The sequence below is a fragment of the Pseudarthrobacter sp. NPDC092419 genome, assembly GCF_044755045.1.
In the GTDB taxonomy this organism is placed as follows: Bacteria; Actinomycetota; Actinomycetes; order Actinomycetales; family Micrococcaceae; genus Arthrobacter.
Map to the genome: position 1 here is coordinate 19,291 of NZ_JBIVQF010000011.1, position 25,555 is coordinate 44,845.

Sequence of the window (25,555 nt, forward strand, 5' to 3'; positions counted from 1 at the left end):
TTCTAAATAGGAATCATTCCCATTTAGGTGTAAGGTGGAGGGGTTGTTCCGCCCCTCCACCTGAACTGAGGTTTCCGTGCGCCGATCCGCCGCTGCCCGCTCCACCTTTGCCGCCCTTGCCGCGGCGGGCCTCTTGCTGTCTGCCTGCAGCCAGCAGCCAGAGGCCGCCCCCGCTGCCGACGGGCTGAATGTGGTCACCTCGACGAACGTGTACGGGGACATTGTCAAAACCGTCGGCGGCGACAAGGTCAACGTCACGGCGCTGATCACCAAGACCAGCCAGGACCCGCATTCCTACGAAGCAACGGCCCAGGACCGCCTTGTGGTCTCCAAAGCCGATCTGGTGGTGGAGAACGGCGGAGGCTACGACGGGTTCATCCACACGCTCGCAGAGGACAGCAACGTGGACGAAGCGAAGGTGCTGAACGCCGTCGAACTTTCCGGCCTGGAGGAAGCCGACGCCGGCGCGGAAGCAACCGCCGGGGCAGCGACTGAGGAAGCAGGAGCTGAAGAAGAGCATGCCGAGGATGAACACGGCCACGGCGAGTTTAACGAACACGTCTGGTACAGCCTTTCCGCCATGGAAAAAATCGCCGACCAAGTGGCCGCCAGGCTGGGCGAGCTGGACCCGGAGTCCGCTGACGGGTTCACCGCCAACGCCGACGCGTTCAAGAAGGAACTGGCTGCCCTGCATGGCAAGCTCGACACGCTAAAGGCCAGCGCCGGCGGCGCACGCGTAGCCGTAACCGAGCCGGTGCCCCACTACCTGTTGGAGGACGCCGGGCTGGTCAACGCCACCCCCGAGGACTACACGGCCGCCGTCGAAGAGGGCTCCGATGTCCCTCCCGCCGTACTCAAGGCAACCACCGACCTCGTAGAATCGAAGTCCGTCCGCATCCTGGCCTACAACAGCCAAACTGAAGGTCCCCAGACGCAGTCACTCAAGAAGGCCGCCGAACTGGCAGGCATCCCCGTGGTCGATTTCAGCGAAACCCTGCCGGAAGGCAAGACGTACCTGCAGTGGATGACGGACAATGTGGAGAACATCGGCAAGGCTCTGGGAGAAAAATAGTTGAAATCACTGGTCAGCCTCACCGGGGCGTCCCTCAGGTTCGGTCAACGGGTCCTGTGGGAAGGCCTTGACCTGCAGATCAGGCCCGGTGAATTCTTCGCCGTGCTCGGACCCAACGGCAGTGGCAAGACCAGTTTCCTGAAGGTGCTGCTGGGCCTTCAGGGCCTGCACCACGGGAAAGCGGAACTCGGCGGCCGGCCGGTGGAACGCGGCAGCAGCATGATCGGCTATATCCCGCAGCAAAAGTCCTTCGCCCCCGACACCCCGATGCGTGCCCGCGACCTGGTGGGCCTGGGCGTGGACGGGCACCGGTGGGGGTTCCGGCTCTCGTCAGCCAAGGCGAACCGCCGGATCGATGAACTCCTTGACCTCGTGGGCGCCTCGGATTACGCCAAGGTCCCGGTTGGCCAGCTTTCCGGCGGCGAGCAGCAGCGGCTGCGCGTGGCACAGGCCCTCGCCACGGATCCACAGGTCCTGCTTTGCGATGAACCGCTCCTCTCCCTGGACCTGCACCATCAGCAGGCGGTCAGTTCGCTGATCAACCGCCAGTGCCACGAGCACCAAAGCGCAGTGGTCTTCGTCACGCACGAGATCAACCCGATCATCGACTACGTGGACCGCGTCCTGTATCTCGCCGGTGGACGTTTCAAGGTCGGTACGCCGGAAGAAGTCATGACCACCGACGTCCTCTCCGACCTGTACGGCAGCCACGTGGAAGTGATCCATGCCAACGGCCGGATCGTGGTGGTGGGCCTGCCCGACGCCACCACGCACCACCACGCCGAACCGCACGCCTTTGCCGGAGAGGCCGCCTGATGGACTTCGACAGCATCCTGGGCGCCATCTTCAACTTCGACAACTACGGCGAATTGCTGGTCCTGGTCCAGAACTCCATCTGGGCCGGAGCCGTGCTGGGCCTCCTGGGTGGCCTGGTGGGCACCTTTGTCATGAAACGCGACCTCGCCTTCGCCGTGCACGGCATTTCGGAGCTCTCCTTTGCCGGCGCGGCGTTCGCCCTCCTGATCGGCGCGGACATTGTCTTCGGGTCCCTCATCGGCTCCGTGGCGGCAGCCCTGCTGCTGGGCCTCATGGGCGTCAGGGCACGCGACAAGAACTCCATCATCGGCGTCATCATGCCCTTCGGCCTCGGACTGGGTATCCTCTTCCTGTCCCTTTACGAAGGCCGGGCGGCCAATAAGTTCGGGCTCCTCACGGGGCAGATTGTTTCCGTAGATACGGTGCAGCTCCAGGCGCTGGCCGGGACGGCCCTGGTGGTCATGGTGGCGCTGGCACTGATCTGGCGGCCGCTGAACTTCGCCAGCGTGGACCCGGAACTCGCGGAGGCCCGGGGAGTGCCGGTGCGGACTCTCGCCATCGGGTTCATGGTGCTGCTGGGCGTGAGCGTTGCGCTGTCCATCCAGGTGGTGGGGGCCCTGCTGGTCCTGGCACTGCTGATTACGCCGGCGGCGGCCGCGCTGCGGGTGACCTCGTCCCCGGTGGCCGTGGTGGCACTCAGCGTGCTTTTCGCCATGACCGCGACCGTGGGTGGAATCCTGCTGGCCCTTGGCGGACGGATCCCTATCAGCCCCTACGTCACGACGCTCTCATTCCTCATCTACGTGGCATGCCGGGTCACCGGATCCGTCCGGGCGCGCAGGGGCCTCAACGGCAGGCTGCTGCAGCCGGCCTAAGCGGACCAGCGGCCCGTCCTCAGTCTGTGCCGGCTGCCTTCCGGGCCGTGCAGTCGGGGCAGAGGCCGAAAATTTCTACCGTGTGCGCCACCTCGGTGTAGCCGTGCTCCGCCGCAGTGCGGGCCGCCCAGGTTTCAACGGCGGGCGCTTCCACCTCCACGGCCTTGCCGCAGCTGCGGCACAAGAGGTGATGGTGGTGCCCGGTCACGGCACAGCGGCGGTAAACGGCTTCGCCCTCGCCGTTGCGGAGCACATCCACCAGGCCTTCGTCCGCCAGGGACTGAAGGATCCGGTACGCCGTGGCCAGGGACACGGAAACGCCCTGGTTCTGAAGGATCCGGTACAGCTCCTGCGTGCTGACGAAGTCATCCAGTTCGTCCAGGGCGGCGCTGACGGCCCGGCGCTGTTTGGTGACTCGCTGCTCCTTCCCGCCGGCTGCCGTGCCGGTCCGGGCGGGCTTGGTGGCATCAGCCTGGGCGCCGAGCGGCATGGAGGAACTCGCTTCCGTAGGGGTGGTGGCAAAGATCCAGATTACCAGCCGGGCTGCCGTGGACAGGGTTCGCGGCCCGACCCTAGGCTGGCGCTATGAAGCTGACCAAATACACGCATGCCTGCGTCCGGCTCGAAAAGGACGGGCGGGTCCTGGTCCTTGACCCGGGCAACTTCTCCGAGTGCGCCGAGGCGCTGGACGGCGCGGAGGCTGTCCTGGTCACGCATGAACATCCGGACCACATCGACACGCCCGCCGTGGCCGCGGCCCTGGGCGCCAACGCCGGACTCAATCTGTTCGCCCCGGAGGGCGTGGCAGCCGGTATGCGGGCCGAGGCACCTGCGGCCGCCGGACAGATCCATACCGCGGAACCCGGATCCGCGTTCGAAGCCGCGGGCTTCGGGATCCGCACCTTTGGCAGCCAGCACGCGCTGATCCATCCGCAGATTCCCGTGGTGGCCAACATCGGCTACCTGGTGGACGAGAACGTGTTCCACCCGGGCGACTCGTTCACGGTCCCGGACGGCGTGGACGTCCGCACGCTGCTGGTGCCGCTGCATGCGCCGTGGAGCAAGATCGGCGAGGTGGTGGATTTCGTGATCGCCGTGCGGGCACCCCGCGCTTTCCAGGTCCACGACGGCCTTCTGAATGACAACGGCCTGAGCGTCGTGGAAGCCCATGTCCGCAGGATCGGCGCCAAGTACGGCACAGAGTACGCGCACCTCGCTCCGCGTGAATCTGTGGAGGTCTGATGGGCACGCTGATCAGCGTCGCGGACCTGGCGGAGCGTCTGGAGCAGGGCCGCAGGACGGTCCTGCTGGATGTCCGCTGGGCTTTGGGGGACCCGCACGGGCGCGCACACTATCTCGACGGGCACCTTCCGGGCGCGGTGTATGTGGACTTGCCGAGTGAACTCGCCGCCCCGGCCGAGCCTGCGCGCGGGCGCCATCCGCTGCCCGCGGCTGCCAACTTCCAGGCGGCCGCCCGCAGCTGGGGCATCAAAGACGGCGACACAGTGGTGGCCTACGACGATTCCGGCAACCTCGCAGCGGCCAGGCTCTGGTGGATGTTGCGGGACGCCGGGCTCGGGGAGGTCTACCTGCTGGACGGCGGGCTTGCGGCCTGGCGCGCTGCCGGGTTACCGGTGGAGTCCGGCACCGTGGCTCCCTCCGAAGGAAACGTCACCCTCGGCGCGGGGAACATGCCGGTGCTCGACGCCGGCGCTGCCGCCACCTGGGCGGATGCCGGCCTCCTGCTTGATGCAAGGGCGGTGGAGCGCTACCGGGGCGAGGTGGAACCCGTGGACCCGCGGGCCGGCCACATCCCCGGCGCACTGAGCGCGCCGACGTCGGACAATCTCGACGGCGACGGCCGCTTCCTGCCCGCCGCCGACCTGCACACTCGTTTCACTGGACTGGGTGTCAGGGCCGGCGTTCCCGTGGCTGTGTACTGCGGCTCCGGCGTCACGGCCGCACACGAAGTGGCGGCACTGGAAATCGCGGGCTTCCGGGCGGCCCTGTACCCGGGATCCTTCTCGGAGTGGTCGAACAACCCGGAGCTTCCCGTTGCCGCCGGTGCCTCGCCCCGGGGCGACGGGCCGCCAAGTGGCATCGCCCCCGGCCGCGGGGGTACGGTCGCCTTATGACCCCTGGACGTCCCGTACCCCCGCCCCTTGCCCGCCCGGTTGCTCCCGTTGACGATGCCGGTACCGCCCCCACGGGTGCCGGCACCTTGGCCGCCGCCTACGGTGCCGTCTCCGGAGACAGCGGGTTGGTGCCCCTGACCGTTGCCCGGCGCGCCCCGAAAGCGGACGACGTCGAGATCGCCGTCGAGTACTGTGGCCTGTGCCATTCCGACGTGCACGCAACCCGCGGCGAATGGGGCGGCGACACGTACCCGCTGGTACCCGGCCACGAAATCGTGGGAACGGTTAGCCGCGTGGGTTCGGCCGTCACCGATTTCGCGGTGGGCGACCGCGTGGGCGTCGGCTGCATCGTGGATTCCTGCCGTGAGTGCGACAGCTGCCTGGACGGCCTGGAGCAGTACTGCGAAAAGGGCATGACCGGCACCTACGGCTCCAAGGACCGCCGCAACGGCGACGCGATTACCCAGGGCGGCTACTCACAGTCCATTGTGGTGGACCGCGGCTATGTCCTCCGCGTCCCTGAATCACTGGACCCGGCCGCCGCCGCGCCGCTGCTCTGTGCGGGCGTGACCACGTATTCGCCCCTGCGCCACTTCGACGTGGAAGTAGGCGACGTGGTGGGCGTGGTGGGGCTCGGCGGGCTGGGCCACATGGCCGTCAAGCTGGCCAAGGCGATGGGCGCCACCGTAGTGGTGTTCACGACGTCGGAATCCAAGGTTGCCGCAGCATTGGAACTCGGGGCGGACCAGGTGGTGCTGTCCCGCGACGAGGACGCGATGGCAGCGGCAAACCGCAGCATCGACCTCATTATTGACACTGTTGCGGCGCCCCACGACCTGAACCCGTTCTTCCGCACCCTGCGGGTGGACGGTGCACTGTTCCAGCTGGGCCTGCCCTCAGAGGCAATGCCACCAGTGAATCCGGGCGCACTTATCCGGCGCCGGATCGCTTACGCCGGCTCACTGATCGGCGGCATAGCGGAGACCCAGGAGATGCTGGACTTCTGCGCCGAGCACGGGGTGGTGTCGGACATCGAAATGGTGACTGCGGAACAGCTCAACGAGGCCTACGACCGTATGGTGGCAGGCGATGTGAAATACCGGTTCGTGCTGGACACCAGCACCCTGCAGGCACCCGCCAGGGAGGCAGACGCGTGAGCACGCTCTTTACCCGGATCCTGGACGGCGAGATCCCTGGCCGTTTCGTATGGCGCGAAGAGGAGGTTGCCGCCTTCCTGACCACCGGGCCGCTGGCGGACGGCCACACCCTGGTGGTGCCCCGCGAAGAGGTGGACCGCTGGACGGATGCCTCGCCGGAGACGCTGGCCAAGGTCATGGAGGTGGCCCGCCGCATCGGGGCCGTCCAGGTGGACCTCTTCAACGCCCGGCGGGCGGGCCTCATCGTGGCGGGCTACGAGGTCAACCACCTCCACGTGCACGTGTGGCCGTCGCAGAGCATGGCGGACTTCGACTTTGCGTCCGCGGACCAGAACCCGGACCCGGCGGTGCTGGACGCCAATGCAGAGAAGCTCCGAGGGGGGCTCCGCGCCGCCGGGTATGGGGAGTTCGTGCCGGAATCCTGAACCGGGGCAGCCGGTCAGGCCGGCTGCCCGTCAGGAAAGTTCCCAGGTCACGCAAAGTTCTCCGGTCAGGCGGGAGCCAGAGCCTTGTTCAGCACGGTGCGGATCCGCTTCTCGGACACCGAATAGGCTGTGCCGAGCTCGACGGCGAACAGGCTCACCCGGAGCTCTTCGATCATCCAGCGCACCTGGGTTAACTCCCGCCCGGCCTTCCGGCCGGGGAGGAGGGCGGCCACGGCGTCGTCGTAGTCGTCCTCCAGCCGCTGGACCGCGGCCATGTTCAAGGCATCGCGCTGTACGTTGCCCGGCAGGCGTTCCAGGCGCCGTTCGATGGCCGTCAGGTACCGGGGCAGCTGGCTGAGCTGGGCGTAGCCCGTGCGTGCCACGAAACCCGGGTAGACCAGCTGCTCCAGCTGGCTCTTGATGTCGTTGAGCGCGCTGATCAGGGCAAGGCTGGTGGTTCCCTTCAGCTGCTTCTCGATCCTCCGGGTACTGGCAAGGATGCGTTCGACGACGGCGGTGACGCTGAAGACGGTATCGATCAGTTCCGCACGGACCACCTCGTACAACGCATCGAAGGACTCCCGGTCCCAGGGGAGTTCCTCCGGCGTGAGCTTGTCGATGGCAGCCAGCGCGCAGTCGGCGATCAGGGCAGAGACCGAGCCGTGCGGGTTCTGGCTGAACGTCAGTTTCTCCGTGTTGTTCAGGTGCTCCAGCACGTACCGGTCCGGCGCCGGAACCCGCAGCGCCAGCAGCCGGATGACGCCGCCGCGCATGGCGTCCAGCTGTTCCGCGGACGTTTGAAACACCCGCAAGGAGACGGAAGTGCCGTGGTCCACGAGTGCCGGATAGCCGGTCACGGTGTGGCCCTTCACCATGCTGCTGACTTCACGCGGCAGGGTGCCGAAGCTCCACACGACCAGCCCGTCCTGCTCCACGAACCCGGCAGGGGCTGAGGCCCCGGGTACTTCGGCGGCCTGCGCGCTCCCGTGCGCGCCGCCGTCGTACGCGTCTTTGCCGCGCTGCGTCCTGGTGACGATGCCGCTGCCGTTTCCGCCGGCGCCCGTGTTCCCGGTGCCCGGTTTTGTGGACGCCGGTGTGGCGCCCAGGGACTCGGCGATCGCGCGGCGCGTGGCGGGGGCCAGTTTCTCCTGCAGGGCTGCGAGGTCCTTGCCCTCGTCGAGGACCTTGCCCTTGCTGTCTACCACCTTGAAGCTAAAGCGCAGGTGTGGCGGAACGGCATCCCAGTTCCAGGAACCGGGCGGGATGACGGCCCCGCGGATGCGGCGCAGCGCGAGCTCCAGCGAAGGCTCGAGGTCATCGGTGGCAGGATCGAAGTCCGCTTCCAATGCTGCCACCGCCTGGCGCGCGACGTCCGGGGCCGGCACGAAGTTCTTGCGGATGTTCTTGGGCAGGGACTTGATCAGTGCCGTCACCAGCTCCACGCGCTGGCCCGGGATGAGCCAGCGGAACGGGGCGTCATCGAGCTGGTTGAGGAACAGGACCGGCACTTCGGCGGTGACGCCGTCGGACGGATTGGGCGGCGAGCCGGGCGCGACCGGGTGGAACTCGTAGGTCAGCGGCAGGTCGAAACCCTTGTGGCGCCACGTCCTGGGGTAGGCGGACTCGTCGAGGTCCTCCGCGTGGTCGCTGAGCAGGAGCGACTTGTCGTAGTCGAGGAGGTCCGGGTTCTTCTGCCGGGCCTCCTTCCACCACTTGTCGAAATGCCGCTCGGAGACGACGTCGGGGCCCACGCGCGCGTCATAGAACTCGAACAGCGTCTCGTCATCCACCAGTAGGCCGCGGCGGCGCATGCGGTTCTCAAGTTCCTCCACTTCGTGCAGGAGCGCACGGTTGCGGTGGAAGAACTTGTGGTGGGTCTTCCAATCGCCCTCCACCAGGGCGTGCCTGATGAAGAGTTCCCTCGCCACGGCTGGATCCACCCGGCCGTAATTGATGCGCCGCTGGGCGATGATCGGCACCCCATAGAGGGTGACCTTCTCGTATGCCATGACGGCGCCCTGCCGCGTGGACCAGTGTGGCTCGCTGTAGCTGCGCTTGACCAGGTCCGGAGCCACCTGCTCCGCCCACAGCGGGTCGAACTTTGCAGCAACGCGCGCCCACAGCCGGCTGGTCTCCACCAGCTCCGCAGCCATCACGAACGTGGGCGACTTTTTGAACAGTGCGGATCCCGGGAAAATGGCGAACCGGCTGCCGCGGGCGCCGGCGTACTCACGCTTGCGCTCGTCGAGGATGCCGATGTGGCTCAGAAGGCCGGACAGGAGGCTGATGTGCACGCCGTCATGGTTGCCCACCGGATCCGCCAGGCGCTTGTTGTCCAGGTTGATGCCCAGGGGCCGCGCAAGCTGGCGCAGCTGGGCGAAGAGGTCCTGCCATTCGCGCACGCGCAGGTAGTTGATGAATTCGGCCCGGCACAGCCGGCGGAATGCCGACGACGAGAGCTCCTGTTGCTTTTCCTGCAGGTAGTTCCAGAGGTTCAGGTAGCCGGTGAAGTCCGAGTTCTCATCTTTGAACCGGTTGTGCTTTTCGGCTGCGAGCTGCTGCTTGTCCGTCGGGCGCTCGCGCGGATCCTGGATGGTGAGCGCCGCAGCCAGGATCATGACTTCCCGCACGCAGTTGCGCTTTCCCGCCTCCACAATCATCCGGCCCAGGCGCGGGTCCACCGGCAGCTGCGCAAGCTTTTGTCCGACGGCGGTGAGCCCGCTGCCGCTCCTGCCGTTACCTTCCGCGTTCTGCGGCTTCGGGGCAGCCAGGGCGCCAAGCTCGCGGAGGAGGGTGACGCCGTCGTTAATTGCGCGGGTCTCCGGCGGCTCCACGAAGGGGAACGCCTCCACGTCCTTGGGTCCCCTGGCTACGCCCATGGCGGTCATTTGCAGGATGACGGCGGCGAGGTTGGTGCGGAGGATTTCCGGATCCGTGAACAGTGGCCGGGATTCGAAGTCCTCCTCGGAGTAGAGGCGGATGGCGATGCCGTCCGAGACGCGGCCGCAGCGGCCGGAGCGCTGGTTGGCGGACGCCTGCGACACGCGCTCGATGGGCAGCCGCTGGACCTTGGTGCGGTGCGAATAACGCGAAATACGCGCCGTGCCGGTGTCGATGACGTACTTGATGCCCGGGACTGTCAGCGACGTTTCTGCCACATTGGTGGCCAGCACGATCCGCCGTTTGTTTCCCGGGTGGAAGACCTTGTGCTGCTCCTGCAGGCTGAGGCGGGCGAAGAGGGGAAGAACTTCCGTGCCGGCCAGCCTGCGGTTCGTTTGGATCCGGGCCTGCAGGGCTTCCGCCGCGTCGCGGATTTCGCGCTCGCCGGAGAAGAAAACCAGGATATCTCCGGGTGCTTCGGCGGCGAGTTCGTCCACGGCGTCGCAGACGGCGTCGAGGGGGTCCCGGTCCTCCTCGAGCTCATCGTCGGAGGGATCGTCGTCGTCGGACTTGGGCTGGGACAGCGGGCGGTAGCGGATCTCCACCGGATAGGTCCTGCCGGAGACCTCGATGATGGGTGCAGGTTTTTCCGGGGTGCCGAAGTGGTTGGCGAAGCGCTCCGGATCGATGGTGGCGGAGGTGATGATGACCTTCAGGTCCGGACGCTGCGGGAGGATCCGCTTGAGGTAGCCCAGGATGAAATCGATGTTGAGGCTGCGCTCGTGGGCTTCGTCGATGATGATCGCGTTGTACTTGCGCAGGAGCTTGTCCCGCTGGATTTCGGCCAGCAGGATGCCGTCGGTCATCAGCTTGACCTTGGTGGCCTTGCTGATCTCTCCGGTGAAGCGGACCTGGAAGCCCACTTCCTGGCCCATTTCGACGCCCAGTTCTTCGGCAATGCGTTCGGCCACCGTGCGCGCTGCCAGGCGGCGGGGCTGCGTGTGGCCGATCAGTCCGTTCTCACCGAGGCCCAGCTCCAGGCACATTTTGGGAATCTGGGTTGTCTTCCCGGAGCCGGTCTCGCCGGCGATGATGGTCACCTGGTTGGCGGCGATGGCGGCCATCAGGTCCTCGCGGCGCTCGGAGACCGGCAGCTCGGCGGGATAGGAGATATGAAGAGTCATGGCTGCAGACAGTCTACTGCGGCCCGGCTCCGGCTTCTGTGGCCGGCGGGAACTCCGCCCGCCGGCCGAAGGCGCGTGGCTTTCGCCGTCGGCTAGAAGATGCGGAACGAGTAGCTGCTGCTGGGAAGGTCCAAGGCGGACCACGCCTCGTGGGAGGCTACCGGCGGCGTGTGGCCGCGGCCATCCCTGAGCAGCGCCGCGACCGTGGAGGCAGCGGACATGATGATAATGACGACGAGGAGGGTTGTGATGACTTCCATATCTCCATGGTTCTCTTGGTTGCCTTCGAAAAACAGTGGCAGAAACGACCGAAATGATCATATTTCTGCCACAATGGAGCCATGCTTAAAAGCGTTGCAGTGATCGTGGCTCCGGGCTTCTCGATGTTCGAGTTCGGGACGGTTGTGGAAGTCTTTGGGACGGACCGCTCCGGGCGGGGAAGCGGCGTGCCGGCCTTCGACTTCCGGGTCTGCACGCCCACGCCCGGAAGGGTGGCTGCGCAGTCAGGAGTGGCCATGGAGGTGGGGCTGGGACTCGACGCCGCTGCTGACGCCGACCTGGTGGTCATGACCCCGTTTGGGCGGGGGGACGGCCTGCCGGAGTCTGTCCTCGAGGCCTTGCGCGCTGCGGAAGCCCGGGGCGCCTGGGTTATGTCGATCTGTTCCGGGGCCTTCGCGTTGGCTGAGGCGGGCCTGCTTGCAGGGCGCCGCTGCACCACCCATTGGCACTTTTCCGGTGAGCTCGCGAAATACCCCGGCGTCCAGGTTGATGAGAACGTCCTCTATGTACAGGACGGCAACATCATCACGTCCGCGGGAACCGCCGCCGGGATCGATGCCTGCCTGCATCTGGTCCGGGTGGAGCTAGGCGCGCAGGTGGCCGCCGCAATTGCGCGGGACATGGTGGTGCCGCCACACCGCGACGGGGGACAGGCCCAGTTCATCGAAAGGCCTATCCCCGCCTGCGGGTCGGCGCCGATGGAAGAGTTGCTGCGCTGGATGGTGGAGAATCTGGAACAGGAACACCCCGTCAACGAACTTGCGGCCCGGGTGCACATGTCGGCCCGGACGTTCGCCCGGCGGTTCCGTGCCGAAACCGGAGCCACGCCGGCCGCCTGGCTCAATTCCCAGCGTGTCCTGCGGGCCCAGGAGCTGCTCGAAACCACGGACTTGAACATCGAAGAGATTGCCAGGGAATCAGGTTTTGGCCACCCCGTCCTGCTGCGCCACCATTTTGCCAAAGTGCTCGATACCAGCCCGCAGTCATACCGCCGGGCCTTCCGGGGGAATCTGGCGGCGGCGGGCTGACCGGTTCTGCGGAGCTGCAAGCAGGATTTATTCTGTGCCGGAATCAGCAGACTGATCCGGCTTTCCGGAGACACCAGGATCTGGTAACTGGTCCGGGGCCAATGCGCTGTCCGGCGCTTCGGCGGCAGCCCTGGCGCTGTCCACCAGGGTCCGCCACGGACCGGTGACGGCCCGTTCCGGCAGTGTAGCCCGTCGCTGCCCGGCGCGAATGGAATACATGAAGCGGTCCGGCTGCCCGGCGCCCGCGAACTCCCGGGCGGCAGCGCGTGCTGTGCGGGGCACGGCGTCCCAAGGGCAGGCTTCGATGATGGGTTTCCACTGGTCGCGGGCTGACGACGACTGGGCGTTCACGGTCCAGACACGTGTCAGCGCTGCAATGCCGCCTGACCGTTCCACACTGATCTTCATGCCTGGCCCCTGGAGTTCCGCGTACCTGGCTTCCGCCGGGCAGTGGCCGGTGTGCCCCGCCTGGCAAGCGGTCTATAGTCTGACCTTCACAGTTTCCCACGCCTGGCGCACCGCGTCATGCTCTGGTGAACCGTCCCCGTACAGCTCGACGGCGGCGCCTGCCGTTGCGCGGGCAAAAACGGTGAAAGTGGCGGTCGCCGGCAAGGAACCCGATGTCAGCGCCTGGTACCAGATTCTGCCGGGCGCCTCCCAGGCGTATCCGCCAAGCTGGTCGGCCACAAGGTAGAAGGCCCGGTTGGGGATCCCGGAATTGATATGCACACCGCCATTGTCTGCGCTGGTCCGCACGTATGAGTCCATTGAATCCGGCTGGGGATCCTTACCCAGCACATCGTCGTCGTACGCTGTCCCGGGAGCCTTCATGGAGCGGAGGGCGCGGCCCTCCACCTCAGGCGTGAAAAGGCCCTCGCCGATGAGCCATGATGCTTCCGCGGCCGACTGGTTCAGCACATGCTGCTCAACAAGGGCGCCGAAGACGTCCGACATCGACTCGTTCAGTGCGCCGGCCTGGTTGCGGTAAGCAAGCGCCGCCGAATGCTGGGTGACACCGTGGGCCAATTCGTGGCCGATGACGCTGAGCGATTTGGTGAAGCGGTCGAAGACCTCACCGTCCCCGTCGCCGAATACCATCTGGGTGCCATCCCAGAAAGCGTTGTCATAGAGCCTGCCGAAATGAACGATGGCGTTAAGCGGGAGTCCTTTGCCATCGATGGAGTCCCGGCCGAAAACGTCGGTGTAAAGCCGGTGGGTGTGACCGAGGCCGTCGTACGCCTCGTCTGCGGAGGCGTCGCCTGTTGGTTTTTCTCCTTCTTTCCGGACCAGCTTGCCGGGAAGGATTTCGCCGCCGCCGGCGTCGAAGATGGATCGCTGCGGCAGGCCGGGAGTCGCTGCGCGGGCAGTTCCCGGCGGTTCCAGCCCGGCAGCCTGGCGGCGGGCAGCCTGGACGGACCGGACATGCCCCAGCGCCTCCTTGGCCGCCCGGGAAGCTGCTGAAAACCGTGGTGCGTCCAGCCGGGCCAGGCGCTTCAGCAGGTATGGCGGAACGATTGAACAAAATGGAACATGCATGGCGTACCCCCTCAACGTGGTCAACTCAGCGTACGAGCGGCCTGTGACAATTACGCGACGGCACACCTGTTGGGGTTACTGCGGCCTATGTCCCGGGACCCCCTCGCAAGGTTGTGATCCTGGGGACAGGTTCGTTGAGGTGCCCGGCTCAAATTGTCGGACCCTCGTTAGATGATGTGGGTATGGGTTTTGGTGGGGGTATCGGGTTGGCGGTGGAGGCTGTTGGGGGCTCCGCCGCGCGCCTGGATGCCCTGGTCCGGCAGGCCGCCGAACACGCGGAACCCGGTCCCGCCGGCCCGGATGACGCGGCTCCTTCTACCGGCGAAGCGAATACTGCCGGTGGGGTGCGGGATTGGTGGGCTGATCCGATGCGGGTTGAGGCCGACGCCCTGTTGGAGGTGATGGCCGAGGCGGCGCGGCTTGAGGCGAAGGCGGTGGCGTTGAAGGCCCGGGCTGCTGCCCGGTTCGCGGAGCTCGAAACGGCTCTCTCCCCGCCGGCGGTGAAGGCTGCCGGGATGCTTGAGGTGTCGATCCGGGCCGAGATCGGGTGTCTGTTGCGGATCAGTGACGGCGCCGCGGCCCTGTTTCTGGCCCAGGCCCGGGCCCTGTGCACGGATCTGCCGCTGGTGTTGGGTGCGCTGCAGGCGGGGGCGATCTCCTGGCGCCACGCGGTCATCGCGTGCGATGAAACCACCGGCCTCACCCCTGCCGGGACCACAGCCCTCGAAACCCACTTCCTCACCCCACAACCGTCCCTTCCCGACGAGGCCGCTGGCCCCGCTGAGGCCGCTGGCCCCGCTGAGGCCGCCGGCGCCGATGATTCTGCTGATCCTGCCGGCCTTGATGTTGGTCCTGGTGGGGTGTGGGGGTGTGTTGCGGGGGATCTGACGCCGGGGAGGTTCCGGTCCCGGGTGCGGGCCTGGCGTGAGCGCCATCATCCGGAGACGCTGGAGCAGCGGCATGTGAAGGGTGTCGCGGACCGCCGGGTCGAGTGTTCGCCGGACCGGGACGGGATGTCCTGGTTCAGCGCCTACCTGCCGGCGCACCAGGCCGAAGCGATCTGGAACCGGACCACCGCGATCGCCCGCGCCCTCCAAGGCCCCACCGAATCCCGGACCCTCACCCAGCTCCGCGCCGACATCTTCGCCACAGCCCTCCTCACCAACACCACCGAGGTCAAAACGGGGGCCGCCGCCTCAGCCAAGGGCCATGACGCCAAGACCGAGAATGATGCCGATGCCCGTGCTGCCGCTGATACCGGTGCTGACCTAGCCGGGCCGGCCGGTGAGGGGTTGGCTGATGGCGGTGCGTTGGCGCGGGTGCCGGTCCCGCGGGCGCAGGTCCTGGTCACCGTGCCGGTGTTCGCGCTCCTCGGGCTCACGGACGAACCGGCAGAGCTGGACGGGTACGGGCCCGTCCCCGCCTCCATGGCAAGGGAAATCCTGGCCGACGGGGCGGACTCGTTCTACCGGGTCCTCATCGATCCCCGCGACGGGGCGCCGCTGGAGATCGGCCGCAGCAGCTACCGCATCCCCCAGGCCATGCGGAACTGGCTCCGGCTCCGCGACACCAAATGCCCGTTCCCGGGCTGCACCAACCACTCCCTCGACAACGACGCCGACCACCTCACCGCCTGGCACCACGGCGGCACCACCGGCATCAGCAACCTGGCCCAGCCCTGCCCCAAACACCACCGGCTCAAACACGCCAGCACCTGGACCCCCACCCCGGCGACCAGAACCACACCACCAGGCTGGACCTCACCGACCGGACGCCACTACAACAACGAACCCCACCCCTGGCACCGACCCCACCTACCCACCAACCTACCCACCACCGCGGTGCCCATCAACGCCGCACCCACCAACACCGTGCCCATCAACGCTGGCTTCATCGACGACCACGACCTCCACCCGGCACACCCCGCCTGGGACACCTACCCCTACCCCGACACACTCCCACCGGACCCGATGCCCGACGTCTGGGAATCATTCCTTGAAACCATCAACACCACCGGACTGCTGCCAACCTAGGGTGGTCGTACGAGCCCCAATACAGGGGGAGCAACGACGTGTGCGGAGGTTAAACAAGAAGCACCCTGTCAGTGACAGGGTGCTTCTTGTTTTGGTGCCCTCGGTAGGATTCGAACCTACGGCCTTCTGCTCCGGAGGCAGACGCTCTATCCCCTGAGCTACGAGGGCAATCCGGATTCCTGCCGTTGCTGGCGGGACGTCCTAGAGCTTAGCAGGAAGGTGCCCCGCAAAGGAAAATCGGCCGCCGGTTCAGTGCCCCTTTCTGATTAGTAACCAGCAAATGAATCTGTGTGCACCCTGCGGGCGCCGGCCTGCCGTGCCGCTGCCCGCAGGGATGCGACAGAGGACGGTGACCCGGAGATGTAGACCTCCCGGTCGTTGATGTCCGGAACCAGGTCCGCCAGTCCGGCCGCATCCAGCCAGCCGGGGGAGCCCTGCCCGGACGGCGTAGAGACGGCCGCCCGTGACTGGTCGACGGCGTCTCTCGCAGCGTCGTTTCCGGCAACGTCGTCTCCAGCACTGTTGTCAATGGAACTGTCCGCCCGGAGACCGCCAGGCGCCCGGATGATGGTTCGGACTCCTGCATTGTGTGCTCTGCGCAACTCGTCGGCGAAAGGCACCTCATGTTGGTTCCTGGCCAGAACGATCAGGAGGGCGTCGCGCCGCTGGAGCTCCCCTGACCGCAAATAGGACATGAACGGCGTGATGCCTATGCCAGCCGCAATGAGCAGGACCGGTTTTGCGGTGTCGCGGGGCAGCAGGAAATCGCCTCCCACGGTGGTGGCCCTCAGCCGATCGCCCGGCTTCAGCGCAAGGAGTACGCCCTTGGCGGCAGAAACCGGCTCAGAGGTGCGGACTGCGAACCGGATCAAGGGCTCACGCGGGCTTCCCGCCAGGCTGAAGACCCGCCGTCGTCCTTTCCCGTCCGAGCGGGCGTGCGGCAAGTCCACCTCCAGATACTGCCCTGGCTGAAAACGGACGGGACGGGACGGCCGGAACGAAAATTCGCGCGTGGTCGCCGTCAGGGACTCCGCTCCAACAAACGCCAAATCCACGGAGCCGCGCTGCCCGACAAGGAACGCCACGATGTTGCCGACCAGCAGCGCGAGTTCCGGGGAGTTTGCGACGAACCCCAGGTTGTAGGGCACTGCGAAAATGGCGCCCACCACAGCAGCAAGCGCCAGTTGCTGCCACCGCCGCGGCGGCAGCGTGAGCGGTTCCGTCAGCATGAAGCCCACAAAGAACAGGAGTGGCCGTTGGGCCAGGGCCTGCCACAATGCCTGTCCGGCCGACATCCCGGCACCAAGGAGTTCCACCGTAATGATGCCGGCAGCCACCGCCAGGAAGACCCCTGCCATGCGCAGCTTGCCCATCCGGTATAGGACCAGCAGGACACCGGGGACCACCACGATGAGCATGGCCGGGGTGGCAGCCCACCACGTGGCGATATTGAGTCCTGTCAGTCCTGCAAGAAAGGCGCCGGCGGCGGCGGGGTTGAAAATATGCCGACCCCGCCAGGCGAGGACGTACTTGGACAGCGAAGCCAGCACACAGGCCAGGAGCGTGCCGGCGAGATCCAGGGGCCTGAACGACGGCCAAAAGAGGAAGTAGAGCAGCAAACCGGTGATCAGCGACGATTCCGGATGTGGCGGAACACGGAACAACGCGGCCATCACCTTGTTTGCGGCGTACGTGGCACCCAGGCAGATGACCAGATGCGCTGCCATCTCCGGAAAGCCAAACGTCAGCCAGCCCAACAGCTCCAGCACGAGGCTGTAGGTGGCCAGCACAGCCAGGACCATCAGGGTGAGCCGGTACATCGTGATCCGGCCCAGGGCCGTGTCCATCCTGGCGCGGACGGTGCCGCGTTCGGACCGGGGAGCGGGGCGCGAGGCAGTGGGCGGATGTGAAGCGCTCATGTGAACAGTGTCCCTGCAAACCCGGGGGAGTAGGCCGCGCCGCCGTCGGAAAAGACAGTGAGCCAAGAGAAATCGAAGTCCTTCTCGAGGGTGCTGCCGGGCATGAAGAAGAGTGCAGTTGCCAGCGCGTCCGCCAGCATGGCGGTGTCGGCCAGGGCCCAGGTGGCCACCACCGTCCGGACCGGCTGTCCTGTGGTTCCGTCCAGCACGTGATGCAGTCCGTCGCCCCAGGCGCGGCGGTTGGCTGCCGAAGCGCATAGAGCCTGGTTGTGCACGGGGACAACCCCGATAGCCTGCGCCCGGTTGTAAGGGTGCTCCAGCCCGACGGCGAGTGGTTCAGCCCCGCGGACCAGGAGGTCGCCGCTGGCGTCAAGGCAGTAGGATTCCACGCCGGCGGACTCCAGCTCAGCAGCCAGCAGGTCCACCAGCATTCCTTTTCCTGCCGCCCCGATGTCCAGCACCACCGGAGCCTTTGCGGTGATGGAGCGGCCGCTCCAGTCGAGAACGTCGTCCCATGCAGGCGCTGGAGAAGCTGAACCGCGGCGCTGCAACGAGTAAGCGGGGTCATAGCCCAGTTGCTCCAGGCTGCTCCCGACGAGTGGCGTCATGGCGCCGCCGCTGGTGTCATACAGCCGCCGGTAGAGCCTGCCCAGAGCGTCCGCTTCAGCCGGAAAGCGGTAGCTGCCCGGGGCCCGCGCCATGGCCCCCACCAGGGAGTCGCGGCGAAAACGCGACCAGTCGCCGTCGAATGCTTCGACCCTCTCACGCAGACCCGCCCGCAGCGCCGCCGAAAGGGCTGCCGGTGTGGAAATCTCCCAGTGGGTGCCGATCCCCTCGAAGGCGATGGAGTGCTGCCCCGCCGGCTCCACCATGGCTACTGTCCCGTCGCCACAGCTACTGAGCCTGGGCCTTGATGCGCTCCAGCGCCTGGTTGAAACCGCCGCTGGTCAGTGATGATCCGGCCACCTTGGAGATGTTTAGATCATCTACATTCTTGCCCACCACCTGGTCAGCGATCCCGCCAGCGAACTCACCCTGGAACTTCCGTGTGTTCGGGCTGGTGGGGTGTTCGGTGATTTTAACGTCGGTGACCGTGCCGGATGCAAGCGTGAGCTGCACCCCTACTGTTTCGGTGCCGTTGGGGGAGACGTAATTGCCGTCTGCGCTGTAGGTGCCGTCCTTGTACGTGCCCGGAGATGCGGCCGAAGGCGCGGCAGTCGTCCCCGGGCTGCCCGTCGCAGCGTCCGGCGGGGTGGTGTTATTGGCAGCGGGTGCACACGCCGCCACCGTGCCTGCGAGGGAAAGGCCGGCGACGCCGGCGAAGAGGGTCTTGCGTACGGAAGGTCTCATGGCGTGGCCGTTCGTCAGAGGAAAATGCTTAGGTCTTTTCATCATTGTCAACGCAGCAACGGGGAAATTGGTTCGGACTGCTGCGGCGGGAGGAACAATCGGCGAAGCGGTGGTGAAAATTCTTTGCTGTGACTGGCCCCCGGTAGGCTAGAGGGGTGACTCCCGAAGAACTCTCCCTCGCCATATCCGCCTGCCTGAAGGACGCTGTCGCCGCCGGCGAGATCGCCCTTTCGGCATCCGCTGTGCCCGACGAGGTGCGCGTAGAGCGGCCCAAGAACCGCGATCACGGCGACTGGGCCACGAACATCGCCCTGCAGCTGGCTAAACAGGCAGGCACCAACCCGCGCGAGTTCGCCACGCTCCTGAGCAGCCGGCTCAAGGATATTAACGGAGTCGCCGGCGTGGAGATCGCCGGACCCGGATTCCTCAACATCACCGTTGACGCCGCCGCCGCCGGCGCCCTGGCGAAGGTCATCGTCGAGGCGGGCGTCCGATACGGCACCAACTCTGCGCTGGCCGGCCACACCGTCAACATGGAGTTCGTCTCCGCCAACCCCACCGGGCCGCTCCACATCGGCCACACCCGCTGGGCGGCCCTGGGCGACGCGATCGCGCGGGTGCTCCGGGCATCCGGGGCCGACGTCACCGCCGAGTACTACATCAACGACGCCGGATCGCAGATGAACACTTTTGCGCACTCCGTGTACAACCGGCTGCACGGCCTTTCCGTGCCCGAGGGCGGCTACCCCGGCCAGTACATCCAAGACCTTGGCCACGATGTCCTCGCCGCACACCCGGATATCCGCGAGCTCACCGAAGTTGCCGCGCTCCCGGTCATCCGCGCTGCCGCCTACGAGGCGCAGATGAAGGACATCAAGTCCACCCTCGCGGACTTCGGCGTCGAGTTCGACGTCTTCTTCTCCGAGCAGGAACTGCACGACGCCGGTGCCATCGAGAGTGCCGTGGCGCGCCTTCGGGAGCAGGGCCACGTGTTCGACGACGGCGGAGCGGTCTGGCTGCGGACCACGGACTTTGGTGATGACAAGGACCGGGTGATGATCCGCGCCAACGGCGAGCCCACGTACTTCGCCGCCGACGCTGCGTATTACCTGTCCAAGAAGGACCGAGGCTTCACCGAGAAGATCTACCTGCTGGGCGCCGACCACCACGGCTACATCAACCGGCTCAAGGCCATCGCCGCCGCAGCAGGCGACGACCCCGAGAAGAACATCGAGGTGCTGATCGGCCAGCTGGTCTCCGTCAACGGTGCCAAGCTGTCCAAGCGTGCCGGCAACATCATCGAGCTCAAGGACCTGATCGACTGGCTCGGCAAGGACGCCGTCCGCTACTCGCTGGCACGCTTCCCGGCTGACTCGCCGCTGACCCTGGACCCGGAGCTGCTGAAGAAACACAGCAACGAAAACCCTGTCTTCTACGTCCAGTACGCCCATGCCCGGTCCCGCGGCGCCGCACGCAACGCGGTGGCCGCCGGCGTGGAGCGCCAGGTGGACGGCGCGGAAAGCTTCGACGCGTCCCTGCTGGACCACGCCACGGAGAACGAACTGCTCTCGCACCTGGGCAGCTACCCGTCCATCGTGGCCAAGGCGGCGGAACTGCGTGAGCCGCACCGCGTGGCCCGCCACCTGGAAGTCATCGCCGGCGCCTACCACCGCTGGTACGACGCCTGCCGGGTGGCACCCATGGGCGATGAACCTGTCACCGACCTCAATCGCACCCGCCTGTGGCTCAACGACGCCACCAGCCAGGTGCTCGCCAACGGACTTGACCTGCTGGGCGTCTCGGCGCCGGAACGGATGTGAGCGCAATGTCAGTATTCCCAGGCACGGCCGCATCGCCGCTGGCCCCGGAGTGGCTTGACGTTCCGGCGGACCTCAACGCGCTGCACGCACCCATGTGGGCGGGCAGCGTTGCGCGGGGTGACGACGGCGGCCTGACGGTGGGCGGCCTTGGCGTCACTGAGCTGAAGCAACAGTTCGGGACGCCCCTGTTCGTCATGGACGAGGCGGACTTCCGTTCCCGGGCGAGGGCGTTCAAGGACTCCTTCGACGCCGCGTTCGCCGACATCTGCGGCGGCGTGGACGTCTACTACGCCGGCAAGTCCTTCCTCTGCACCGCAGTGGTGAAGTGGGTGGAAGAAGAAGGCCTGCGCCTGGACACCGCATCCGGCGGTGAACTGGCCGTCGCCGCCCGCGCAGGAATCCCGGGGGAGCGCGTGGCCCTGCACGGCAACAACAAGTCCGACGCCGAAATCAACCGCGCCCTGGACATGCAGCTGGGCCGCATCGTGGTGGACAGCCTCGACGAGCTGGTCCGCGTCGGCAACATCGCCCAGGTGCGCGGCGTCCAGGCGAAAGTGATGCTGCGCCTGACCCCGGGCGTCCACGCACACACCCACGAATTCATCGCCACGGCCCACGAGGACCAGAAGTTCGGCCTCTCCATGGCCGCCGACACCACGGATGAGGCCGGCGTCTCCGCAGCGCAAGAGGCAGTGGCCGCAGCCTCGGCGCACCCCGGCATCGATCTCCTGGGATTGCACTGCCACATCGGTTCCCAGATCTTCGAGCCGGACGGCTTTGCCCTGGCCGCGGAGAAGCTGCTGCGCTTCCTGGCCGCCATGCAGGAAAAATACTCCATCACCATGCCGGAACTGGACCTCGGCGGCGGGTACGGCATCGCCTACACTCCGGTGGACACCCCACGCCCCGCAGCGGAAATCGCGACGGCGATGGCCGCCGTCGTCCGTTCCACCTGCGCTGAACTGGGCATCACCTCGCCGCGCATTTCGATCGAGCCCGGCCGCGCCATCGTGGGCAGCACCACTTTCACGCTGTATGAGGTGGGCACGCTGAAGACCGTCCGGGTGGATGCTCCGGCGGTTCCGGAGAAGGGTGACGGCGGTAACAACGTTACGTATCCGCGCCGGTATGTTTCGGTGGACGGCGGCATGAGCGACAACGCCCGGCCGGTGCTCTACGACGCGGATTACTCGGCAATCCTGGCTTCACGCACGTCGGATGCCGCCCCGCAGCTGTCCCGCGTAGTGGGCAAACATTGCGAGAGCGGCGACATAGTTGTTAGAGATGTATATCTGCCCGGGGACGTGGCAGCCGGTGATCTGCTTGCTGTACCGGGTACCGGCGCTTACTGCTGGGCACTCTCGAGCAACTACAACTATCTGGCCCGGCCGGGCGTTGTCGCGGTGCGCGACGGAAGAGCCCGGCTCATTGTCCGCGGGGAAACCGAAGAAGATTTGTTGAACCGCGACATGGGAGCCTGAATGACGGAAATGCGAACCCTGAAAGTAGCCCTGCTGGGCTGTGGCAACGTTGGGGCCCAGGTTGCGCGGATTCTCATTGAGGACGCCGACGCCCTGGCAGCGCGCACGGGAGCCCGGCTGGCGCTGAGCGGCATCGCGGTGCGCAACGTCAACGCCCCCCGGGACGTGGAACTGCCGCAGGAGCTGTTCACTACCGACGCCGCCACGCTGGTCAAGGACGCGGACCTGGTGATCGAACTCATGGGCGGCATCGAGCCGGCGCGGACCCTGATCCTCTCCGCGCTGAGCAACGGCGCCTGCGTGGTCACCGGCAACAAGGCCCTCCTCGCGCAGGACGGTCCCACGCTTTACGAAGAAGCGGACAAGGCTGGCGTGCAGCTCTCCTACGAGGCCGCGGTCGCTGGTGCCATCCCCATCCTCCGCCCCATCCGCGACAGCCTCTCCGGCGACCGGATCACGCGAGTGCTGGGTATCGTCAACGGCACCACCAACTTCATCCTGGACCAGATGGATTCCACGGGTGCGCAGTTCGCCGACGCCTTGGCCGAGGCGCAGCGGCTGGGCTACGCGGAGGCCGATCCCACGGCAGACGTGGAAGGCCACGACGCCGCTGCCAAGGCCGCGATCCTGGCCACCTTGTCCTTCCACACCCGCTTCCCGCTGGAAGACGTCTACTGCGAGGGCATCACCGGCGTCACCGCCGCGGACATTGCCGCTGCCAAGGACGCCGGCTTCGTCATCAAGCTGCTGGCAATCGCCGAGAAACTCACCGGTTCCGACGGCGGCGAGGGAGTATCCGTGCGGGTCCACCCCACGCTGCTCCCGCGCGAACACCCGCTGGCCGCCGTCCGCGGTGCCTTCAACGCGGTGTTCGTGGAGGCCGAAAATGCCGGCGAGCTGATGTTCTACGGCCAGGGCGCCGGCGGCACGCCGACTGCCTCGGCAGTCCTGGGCGACCTCGTGTCGGCAGCACGCCGGCTTGTCCTGGGCGGGCCCCAGCGGACCGAAACCACCACCGGCCACATCCCGGCGTTGCCCATCGACGCCGCCATCACCAGCTACTACATCGGCCTGGACGTTGCAGATGAGCCCGGGGTGCTGGCCCGGATCGCGCAGCTGTTCGCCGAGCATGGCGTGTCCATCGAAATCATGCGGCAGACCATCCACCGCGACACGGAATCCAACGTGGAGTCCGCCGAACTGCGGATCGTCACCCACCGCGCATCCGAGGCTGCCCTGGCGGCCACCGTCGAGGCCGTGAAGGGCCTGGACGTTGTTAACTCAGTTACATCCGTTCTGCGGGTAGAAGGAGTCTAAGTGGCTCACCAATGGCGCGGCGTTATCCGCGAATACGCTGACCGTCTGCCCGTCACCGAAGCCACCCGTGTCATCACGCTGGGCGAAGGCGGCACCCCGCTGGTGCACGCGCAGAAGCTGTCCGAACTCACGGGCTCGCAGGTGTACCTGAAGGTTGAGGGCATGAACCCCACCGGCTCCTTCAAGGACCGCGGCATGACCATGGCCATGACGGCCGCCGTCGAAGCCGGGGCCCAGGCTGTTGTCTGCGCCTCCACGGGCAACACCTCTGCCTCCGCTGCCGCATACGCCACCGCAGCGGGCCTGAAGTGTGCCGTGCTGGTGCCCGAAGGCAAGATCTCCATGGGCAAGCTCAGCCAGGCCATTGCCCACGGGGCCACGCTGCTCCAGGTGGACGGCAACTTCGACAACTGCCTCGACATCGCCCGCAAACTGGGGGAGTCCTATCCGGTGTTCCTGGTGAACTCGGTCAACCCCGCCCGCATCCAAGGCCAAAAGACCGGCGCCTTCGAGATCGTGGACGCGCTCGGCGACGCCCCGGACATCCACGTGCTTCCCGTGGGCAACGCCGGCAACATCACCGCCTACTGGAAGGGCTACAAGGAGTACTCGGCTCCGTTCGAGTCGAAAACCGCGGGCACGCTTCCCGCCGTTGCCACCAAAACGCCTGCCATGTGGGGCTTCCAGGCCGCCGGTGCCGCGCCGTTCGTTGCCGGCCACCCCATCACCGAGCCGGACACCATCGCCACGGCCATCCGCATCGGGAACCCGGCTTCATGGGACGGCGCCATTGGCGCCCGTGACGAATCCGGCGGACTGATTGACGCAGTCACCGACGAGGAGATCCTGAACGCCCACCGCTGGCTGTCCGCCAAGGAGGGTGTCTTCGTGGAACCGGGTTCCGCCGCAGGCGTGGCAGGCCTCCTGAAGAAGCACGCCGCAGGCGAGGTGCCTTCGGGCAAGACGATCGTCATCACCGTTACGGGCCACGGCCTGAAGGACCCCCAGTGGGCCCTGCGCACCGAGGACGGCAGCGATGTGCAGCCGGTCAAGGTTCCCAACGACGTGGTGACCGTGGCAGCCGAACTGGGACTGGAAGAAAAATAGCCGTGGACACCACCTCGCAGGCCACTGTCGGACTGCAGCTCATCGAAGCCGGCCAGCGCGTCACGGTGCGCGTGCCGGCCACCACGGCCAACCTGGGACCCGGTTATGACAGCCTGGGGCTGGCACTTGGCCTCCACGACACCCTGACCGTGGAGACCCTGGACACGGATGAACTGCTCTTCGACCTGCGCGGCGAAGGCGCTGCAACGCTGCCGCGGGACGCAAGCCACCTCGTGGTGCGCGCCATGGCGGCAGCCTTCCGCCGGCTTGGGTTCCGGCACGGTGGACTGAAGATCACGGCCGAGAATGTGAACCCGCACGGCCGTGGTCTGGGTTCGTCCGCCTCTGCCGTGGTGGCCGCGGTGACTGCCGCCAATGAGCTCGTACCGGCGGAGAGCCGCAGGGGACGAGACTGGATCCTGCAGCTGACCAGCGAAATGGAAGGACATCCGGACAACGTGGCACCCGCCATTTCTGGCGGGCTGGCGCTGTCCTGGCAGGACAGTGACCAGTACAGGAGCACCACGGCAACCGTCGTGGAGCAGGTGGTTCCCATCGTGGCCGTCCCGGACTTCGAGCTTTCGACGGAGGCGGCGCGGGCCCTGCTGCCCGCGTCGGTGGGCCACCACGCAGCCGCCATGAACGCCGGTCGCGCCGCGCTGCTGATCCACGCGCTGACGCACAGCCCGGAGTTCCTGCTGGCCGGCACAGAGGACTACCTTCACCAGAGCTATCGCGCGGAGGCCATGCGGCCCAGCGCGGCACTTATCGCGGCGCTCCGCGCCGAGGGCTACGCAGCCGTCGTTTCCGGTGCAGGACCGACGGTGCTGGTGCTGGCAAACGGCGAAGCGAACGCCGCCGAAGCACTCGACTTCATTGCCGACTTCACCGCCGCCAACACGCCGGACGTGGGCTGGCGCGTGCTGAAGCTGTCGGTGGACGTTGAAGGTGCTAAGGTGGACGTGCACCGGCGGTAATTCCGCCTATCTGATCTGCTGTTGCACCTAGCTGCTCATCGGCCTTCTACTGCGCAATCTATTCCGGTGCCGCCTGCTTGGCCTGTCGCAGGAACCTGCAGCATCAAACTGCCCCTCAAGCGTCAGTCAAGCGTTCCGCCACGGGCGGGACGCAAGGTGAGAAG

At 66.7% G+C, this 25,555-nt stretch carries 22 protein-coding genes and 1 tRNA gene; 14 read left to right on the plus strand and 9 right to left on the minus strand.

What is annotated here, in order from left to right:
- Positions 1-76: 76 nt before the first annotated feature.
- From ACIQC0_RS15225 to ACIQC0_RS15235, 3 genes are read left to right on the plus strand one after another with little or no spacing between them, the layout of a single operon-like run.
- On the plus strand, positions 77-1,072 hold the full coding sequence (locus tag ACIQC0_RS15225; RefSeq protein WP_377216962.1) for a metal ABC transporter solute-binding protein, Zn/Mn family: 996 nt from the start codon (positions 77-79) through the stop codon (positions 1,070-1,072).
- Positions 1,073-1,888 carry a metal ABC transporter ATP-binding protein gene (locus tag ACIQC0_RS15230; protein WP_377216961.1) on the plus strand — a complete coding sequence of 272 codons (816 nt, stop codon included), beginning with the start codon at positions 1,073-1,075 and terminating at the stop codon, positions 1,886-1,888.
- Positions 1,888-2,763 carry a metal ABC transporter permease gene (locus ACIQC0_RS15235; protein ID WP_400536177.1) on the plus strand — a complete coding sequence of 292 codons (876 nt, stop codon included), beginning with the start codon at positions 1,888-1,890 and terminating at the stop codon, positions 2,761-2,763. The genes ACIQC0_RS15230 and ACIQC0_RS15235 overlap by 1 nt, the downstream gene beginning before the upstream one ends.
- 19 nt (positions 2,764-2,782) lie before the next feature.
- On the opposite strand, the gene ACIQC0_RS15240 is transcribed toward ACIQC0_RS15235, so the two are convergent.
- Positions 2,783-3,253: a Fur family transcriptional regulator gene (locus tag ACIQC0_RS15240; protein ID WP_377216959.1), complete on the minus strand. Its 471-nt coding sequence runs from the start codon at positions 3,251-3,253 to the stop codon at positions 2,783-2,785.
- Positions 3,254-3,348: 95 nt separating this feature from the next.
- Between ACIQC0_RS15240 and ACIQC0_RS15245 the strand changes: the two genes are divergently transcribed.
- Genes ACIQC0_RS15245 through ACIQC0_RS15260 form a run of 4 tightly spaced genes read left to right on the plus strand, consistent with a single transcriptional unit; the run spans position 3,349 to position 6,480 of the window.
- The gene (locus ACIQC0_RS15245) at positions 3,349-4,005 is read left to right on the plus strand and encodes an MBL fold metallo-hydrolase (RefSeq protein WP_377216958.1); all 657 of its coding nucleotides are present in this window, start codon (positions 3,349-3,351) and stop codon (positions 4,003-4,005) included.
- Positions 4,005-4,898: a sulfurtransferase gene (locus ACIQC0_RS15250; protein WP_377216957.1), complete on the plus strand. Its 894-nt coding sequence runs from the start codon at positions 4,005-4,007 to the stop codon at positions 4,896-4,898. Before ACIQC0_RS15245 ends, ACIQC0_RS15250 begins: the two co-directional genes overlap by 1 nt.
- On the plus strand, positions 4,895-6,055 hold the full coding sequence (locus ACIQC0_RS15255) for an NAD(P)-dependent alcohol dehydrogenase (protein ID WP_377216956.1): 1,161 nt from the start codon (positions 4,895-4,897) through the stop codon (positions 6,053-6,055). Before ACIQC0_RS15250 ends, ACIQC0_RS15255 begins: the two co-directional genes overlap by 4 nt.
- Positions 6,052-6,480 (plus strand): HIT family protein, encoded by a 429-nt coding sequence (locus ACIQC0_RS15260; RefSeq protein WP_377216955.1) that lies wholly within the window; start codon positions 6,052-6,054, stop codon positions 6,478-6,480. Before ACIQC0_RS15255 ends, ACIQC0_RS15260 begins: the two co-directional genes overlap by 4 nt.
- Positions 6,481-6,545: 65 nt before the next feature.
- On the opposite strand, the gene hrpA is transcribed toward ACIQC0_RS15260, so the two are convergent.
- Together hrpA and ACIQC0_RS15270 are read right to left on the minus strand one after the other, a co-directional pair.
- A complete protein-coding gene (gene hrpA, locus ACIQC0_RS15265; protein WP_400536183.1) occupies positions 6,546-10,544 on the minus strand; it encodes an ATP-dependent RNA helicase HrpA in 3,999 nt (1,332 codons plus the stop codon).
- 92 nt (positions 10,545-10,636) lie between these two features.
- Positions 10,637-10,804: a hypothetical protein gene (locus ACIQC0_RS15270; protein ID WP_377216953.1), complete on the minus strand. Its 168-nt coding sequence runs from the start codon at positions 10,802-10,804 to the stop codon at positions 10,637-10,639.
- Between the two features lie 81 nt (positions 10,805-10,885).
- Between ACIQC0_RS15270 and ACIQC0_RS15275 the strand changes: the two genes are divergently transcribed.
- A complete protein-coding gene (locus ACIQC0_RS15275) occupies positions 10,886-11,851 on the plus strand; it encodes a GlxA family transcriptional regulator (protein ID WP_377216952.1) in 966 nt (321 codons plus the stop codon).
- 27 nt (positions 11,852-11,878) lie between these two features.
- On the opposite strand, the gene ACIQC0_RS15280 is transcribed toward ACIQC0_RS15275, so the two are convergent.
- On the minus strand, positions 11,879-12,259 hold the full coding sequence (locus ACIQC0_RS15280; protein ID WP_400536187.1) for a protealysin inhibitor emfourin: 381 nt from the start codon (positions 12,257-12,259) through the stop codon (positions 11,879-11,881).
- 72 nt (positions 12,260-12,331) lie between these two features.
- On the minus strand, positions 12,332-13,387 hold the full coding sequence (locus ACIQC0_RS15285) for a M4 family metallopeptidase (protein ID WP_400536189.1): 1,056 nt from the start codon (positions 13,385-13,387) through the stop codon (positions 12,332-12,334).
- A gap of 182 nt (positions 13,388-13,569) precedes the next feature.
- On the opposite strand from ACIQC0_RS15285, the gene ACIQC0_RS15290 reads away from it, so the two are divergent.
- Positions 13,570-15,420: a DUF222 domain-containing protein gene (locus tag ACIQC0_RS15290; RefSeq protein ID WP_400536192.1), complete on the plus strand. Its 1,851-nt coding sequence runs from the start codon at positions 13,570-13,572 to the stop codon at positions 15,418-15,420.
- Between the two features lie 92 nt (positions 15,421-15,512).
- Here the strand turns inward: ACIQC0_RS15290 and ACIQC0_RS15295 are convergent.
- From ACIQC0_RS15295 to ACIQC0_RS15310, 4 genes are all read right to left on the minus strand, one after another.
- Positions 15,513-15,588 (minus strand) — tRNA-Arg (locus ACIQC0_RS15295).
- Positions 15,589-15,686: 98 nt separating this feature from the next.
- Positions 15,687-17,267 (minus strand): FAD-dependent oxidoreductase, encoded by a 1,581-nt coding sequence (locus ACIQC0_RS15300; protein ID WP_400536325.1) that lies wholly within the window; start codon positions 17,265-17,267, stop codon positions 15,687-15,689.
- Positions 17,268-17,335: 68 nt separating this feature from the next.
- The gene (locus tag ACIQC0_RS15305) at positions 17,336-18,211 is read right to left on the minus strand and encodes an FAD:protein FMN transferase (protein WP_400536195.1); all 876 of its coding nucleotides are present in this window, start codon (positions 18,209-18,211) and stop codon (positions 17,336-17,338) included.
- Positions 18,212-18,233: 22 nt separating this feature from the next.
- Positions 18,234-18,689: an FMN-binding protein gene (locus ACIQC0_RS15310; protein WP_400536198.1), complete on the minus strand. Its 456-nt coding sequence runs from the start codon at positions 18,687-18,689 to the stop codon at positions 18,234-18,236.
- A 155-nt stretch (positions 18,690-18,844) separates the two neighbouring features.
- Between ACIQC0_RS15310 and argS the strand changes: the two genes are divergently transcribed.
- From argS to thrB, 5 genes are read left to right on the plus strand one after another with little or no spacing between them, the layout of a single operon-like run.
- Positions 18,845-20,509: an arginine--tRNA ligase gene (argS, locus tag ACIQC0_RS15315; protein WP_377216946.1), complete on the plus strand. Its 1,665-nt coding sequence runs from the start codon at positions 18,845-18,847 to the stop codon at positions 20,507-20,509.
- 5 nt (positions 20,510-20,514) lie between these two features.
- A complete protein-coding gene (gene lysA, locus ACIQC0_RS15320) occupies positions 20,515-21,990 on the plus strand; it encodes a diaminopimelate decarboxylase (protein ID WP_377216945.1) in 1,476 nt (491 codons plus the stop codon).
- The gene (locus tag ACIQC0_RS15325) at positions 21,991-23,307 is read left to right on the plus strand and encodes a homoserine dehydrogenase (protein ID WP_377216944.1); all 1,317 of its coding nucleotides are present in this window, start codon (positions 21,991-21,993) and stop codon (positions 23,305-23,307) included. It abuts the gene before it with no gap.
- The gene (gene thrC / locus ACIQC0_RS15330; protein ID WP_377216943.1) at positions 23,308-24,414 is read left to right on the plus strand and encodes a threonine synthase; all 1,107 of its coding nucleotides are present in this window, start codon (positions 23,308-23,310) and stop codon (positions 24,412-24,414) included.
- A 2-nt stretch (positions 24,415-24,416) separates the two neighbouring features.
- Positions 24,417-25,391 (plus strand): homoserine kinase, encoded by a 975-nt coding sequence (gene thrB / locus ACIQC0_RS15335; protein WP_400536204.1) that lies wholly within the window; start codon positions 24,417-24,419, stop codon positions 25,389-25,391.
- Positions 25,392-25,555 lie beyond the last annotated feature (164 nt).

Coding starts and splice junctions, on each gene's coding strand:
- ACIQC0_RS15235 (WP_400536177.1), top strand. CDS start 1,888: ATGGACTTCGACAGCATCCTGGGCGCCATCTTCAACTTCGACAACTAC.
- ACIQC0_RS15240 (WP_377216959.1), bottom strand. CDS start 3,253: ATGCCGCTCGGCGCCCAGGCTGATGCCACCAAGCCCGCCCGGACCGGC.
- ACIQC0_RS15245 (WP_377216958.1), top strand. CDS start 3,349: ATGAAGCTGACCAAATACACGCATGCCTGCGTCCGGCTCGAAAAGGAC.
- ACIQC0_RS15250 (WP_377216957.1), top strand. CDS start 4,005: ATGGGCACGCTGATCAGCGTCGCGGACCTGGCGGAGCGTCTGGAGCAG.
- ACIQC0_RS15255 (WP_377216956.1), top strand. CDS start 4,895: ATGACCCCTGGACGTCCCGTACCCCCGCCCCTTGCCCGCCCGGTTGCT.
- hrpA (WP_400536183.1), bottom strand. CDS start 10,544: ATGACTCTTCATATCTCCTATCCCGCCGAGCTGCCGGTCTCCGAGCGC.
- ACIQC0_RS15270 (WP_377216953.1), bottom strand. CDS start 10,804: ATGGAAGTCATCACAACCCTCCTCGTCGTCATTATCATCATGTCCGCT.
- ACIQC0_RS15275 (WP_377216952.1), top strand. CDS start 10,886: ATGCTTAAAAGCGTTGCAGTGATCGTGGCTCCGGGCTTCTCGATGTTC.
- ACIQC0_RS15280 (WP_400536187.1), bottom strand. CDS start 12,259: ATGAAGATCAGTGTGGAACGGTCAGGCGGCATTGCAGCGCTGACACGT.
- ACIQC0_RS15285 (WP_400536189.1), bottom strand. CDS start 13,387: ATGCATGTTCCATTTTGTTCAATCGTTCCGCCATACCTGCTGAAGCGC.
- ACIQC0_RS15290 (WP_400536192.1), top strand. CDS start 13,570: ATGGGTTTTGGTGGGGGTATCGGGTTGGCGGTGGAGGCTGTTGGGGGC.
- ACIQC0_RS15300 (WP_400536325.1), bottom strand. CDS start 17,267: ATGGACACGGCCCTGGGCCGGATCACGATGTACCGGCTCACCCTGATG.
- ACIQC0_RS15305 (WP_400536195.1), bottom strand. CDS start 18,211: ATGGTGGAGCCGGCGGGGCAGCACTCCATCGCCTTCGAGGGGATCGGC.
- ACIQC0_RS15310 (WP_400536198.1), bottom strand. CDS start 18,689: ATGAGACCTTCCGTACGCAAGACCCTCTTCGCCGGCGTCGCCGGCCTT.
- lysA (WP_377216945.1), top strand. CDS start 20,515: ATGTCAGTATTCCCAGGCACGGCCGCATCGCCGCTGGCCCCGGAGTGG.
- ACIQC0_RS15325 (WP_377216944.1), top strand. CDS start 21,991: ATGACGGAAATGCGAACCCTGAAAGTAGCCCTGCTGGGCTGTGGCAAC.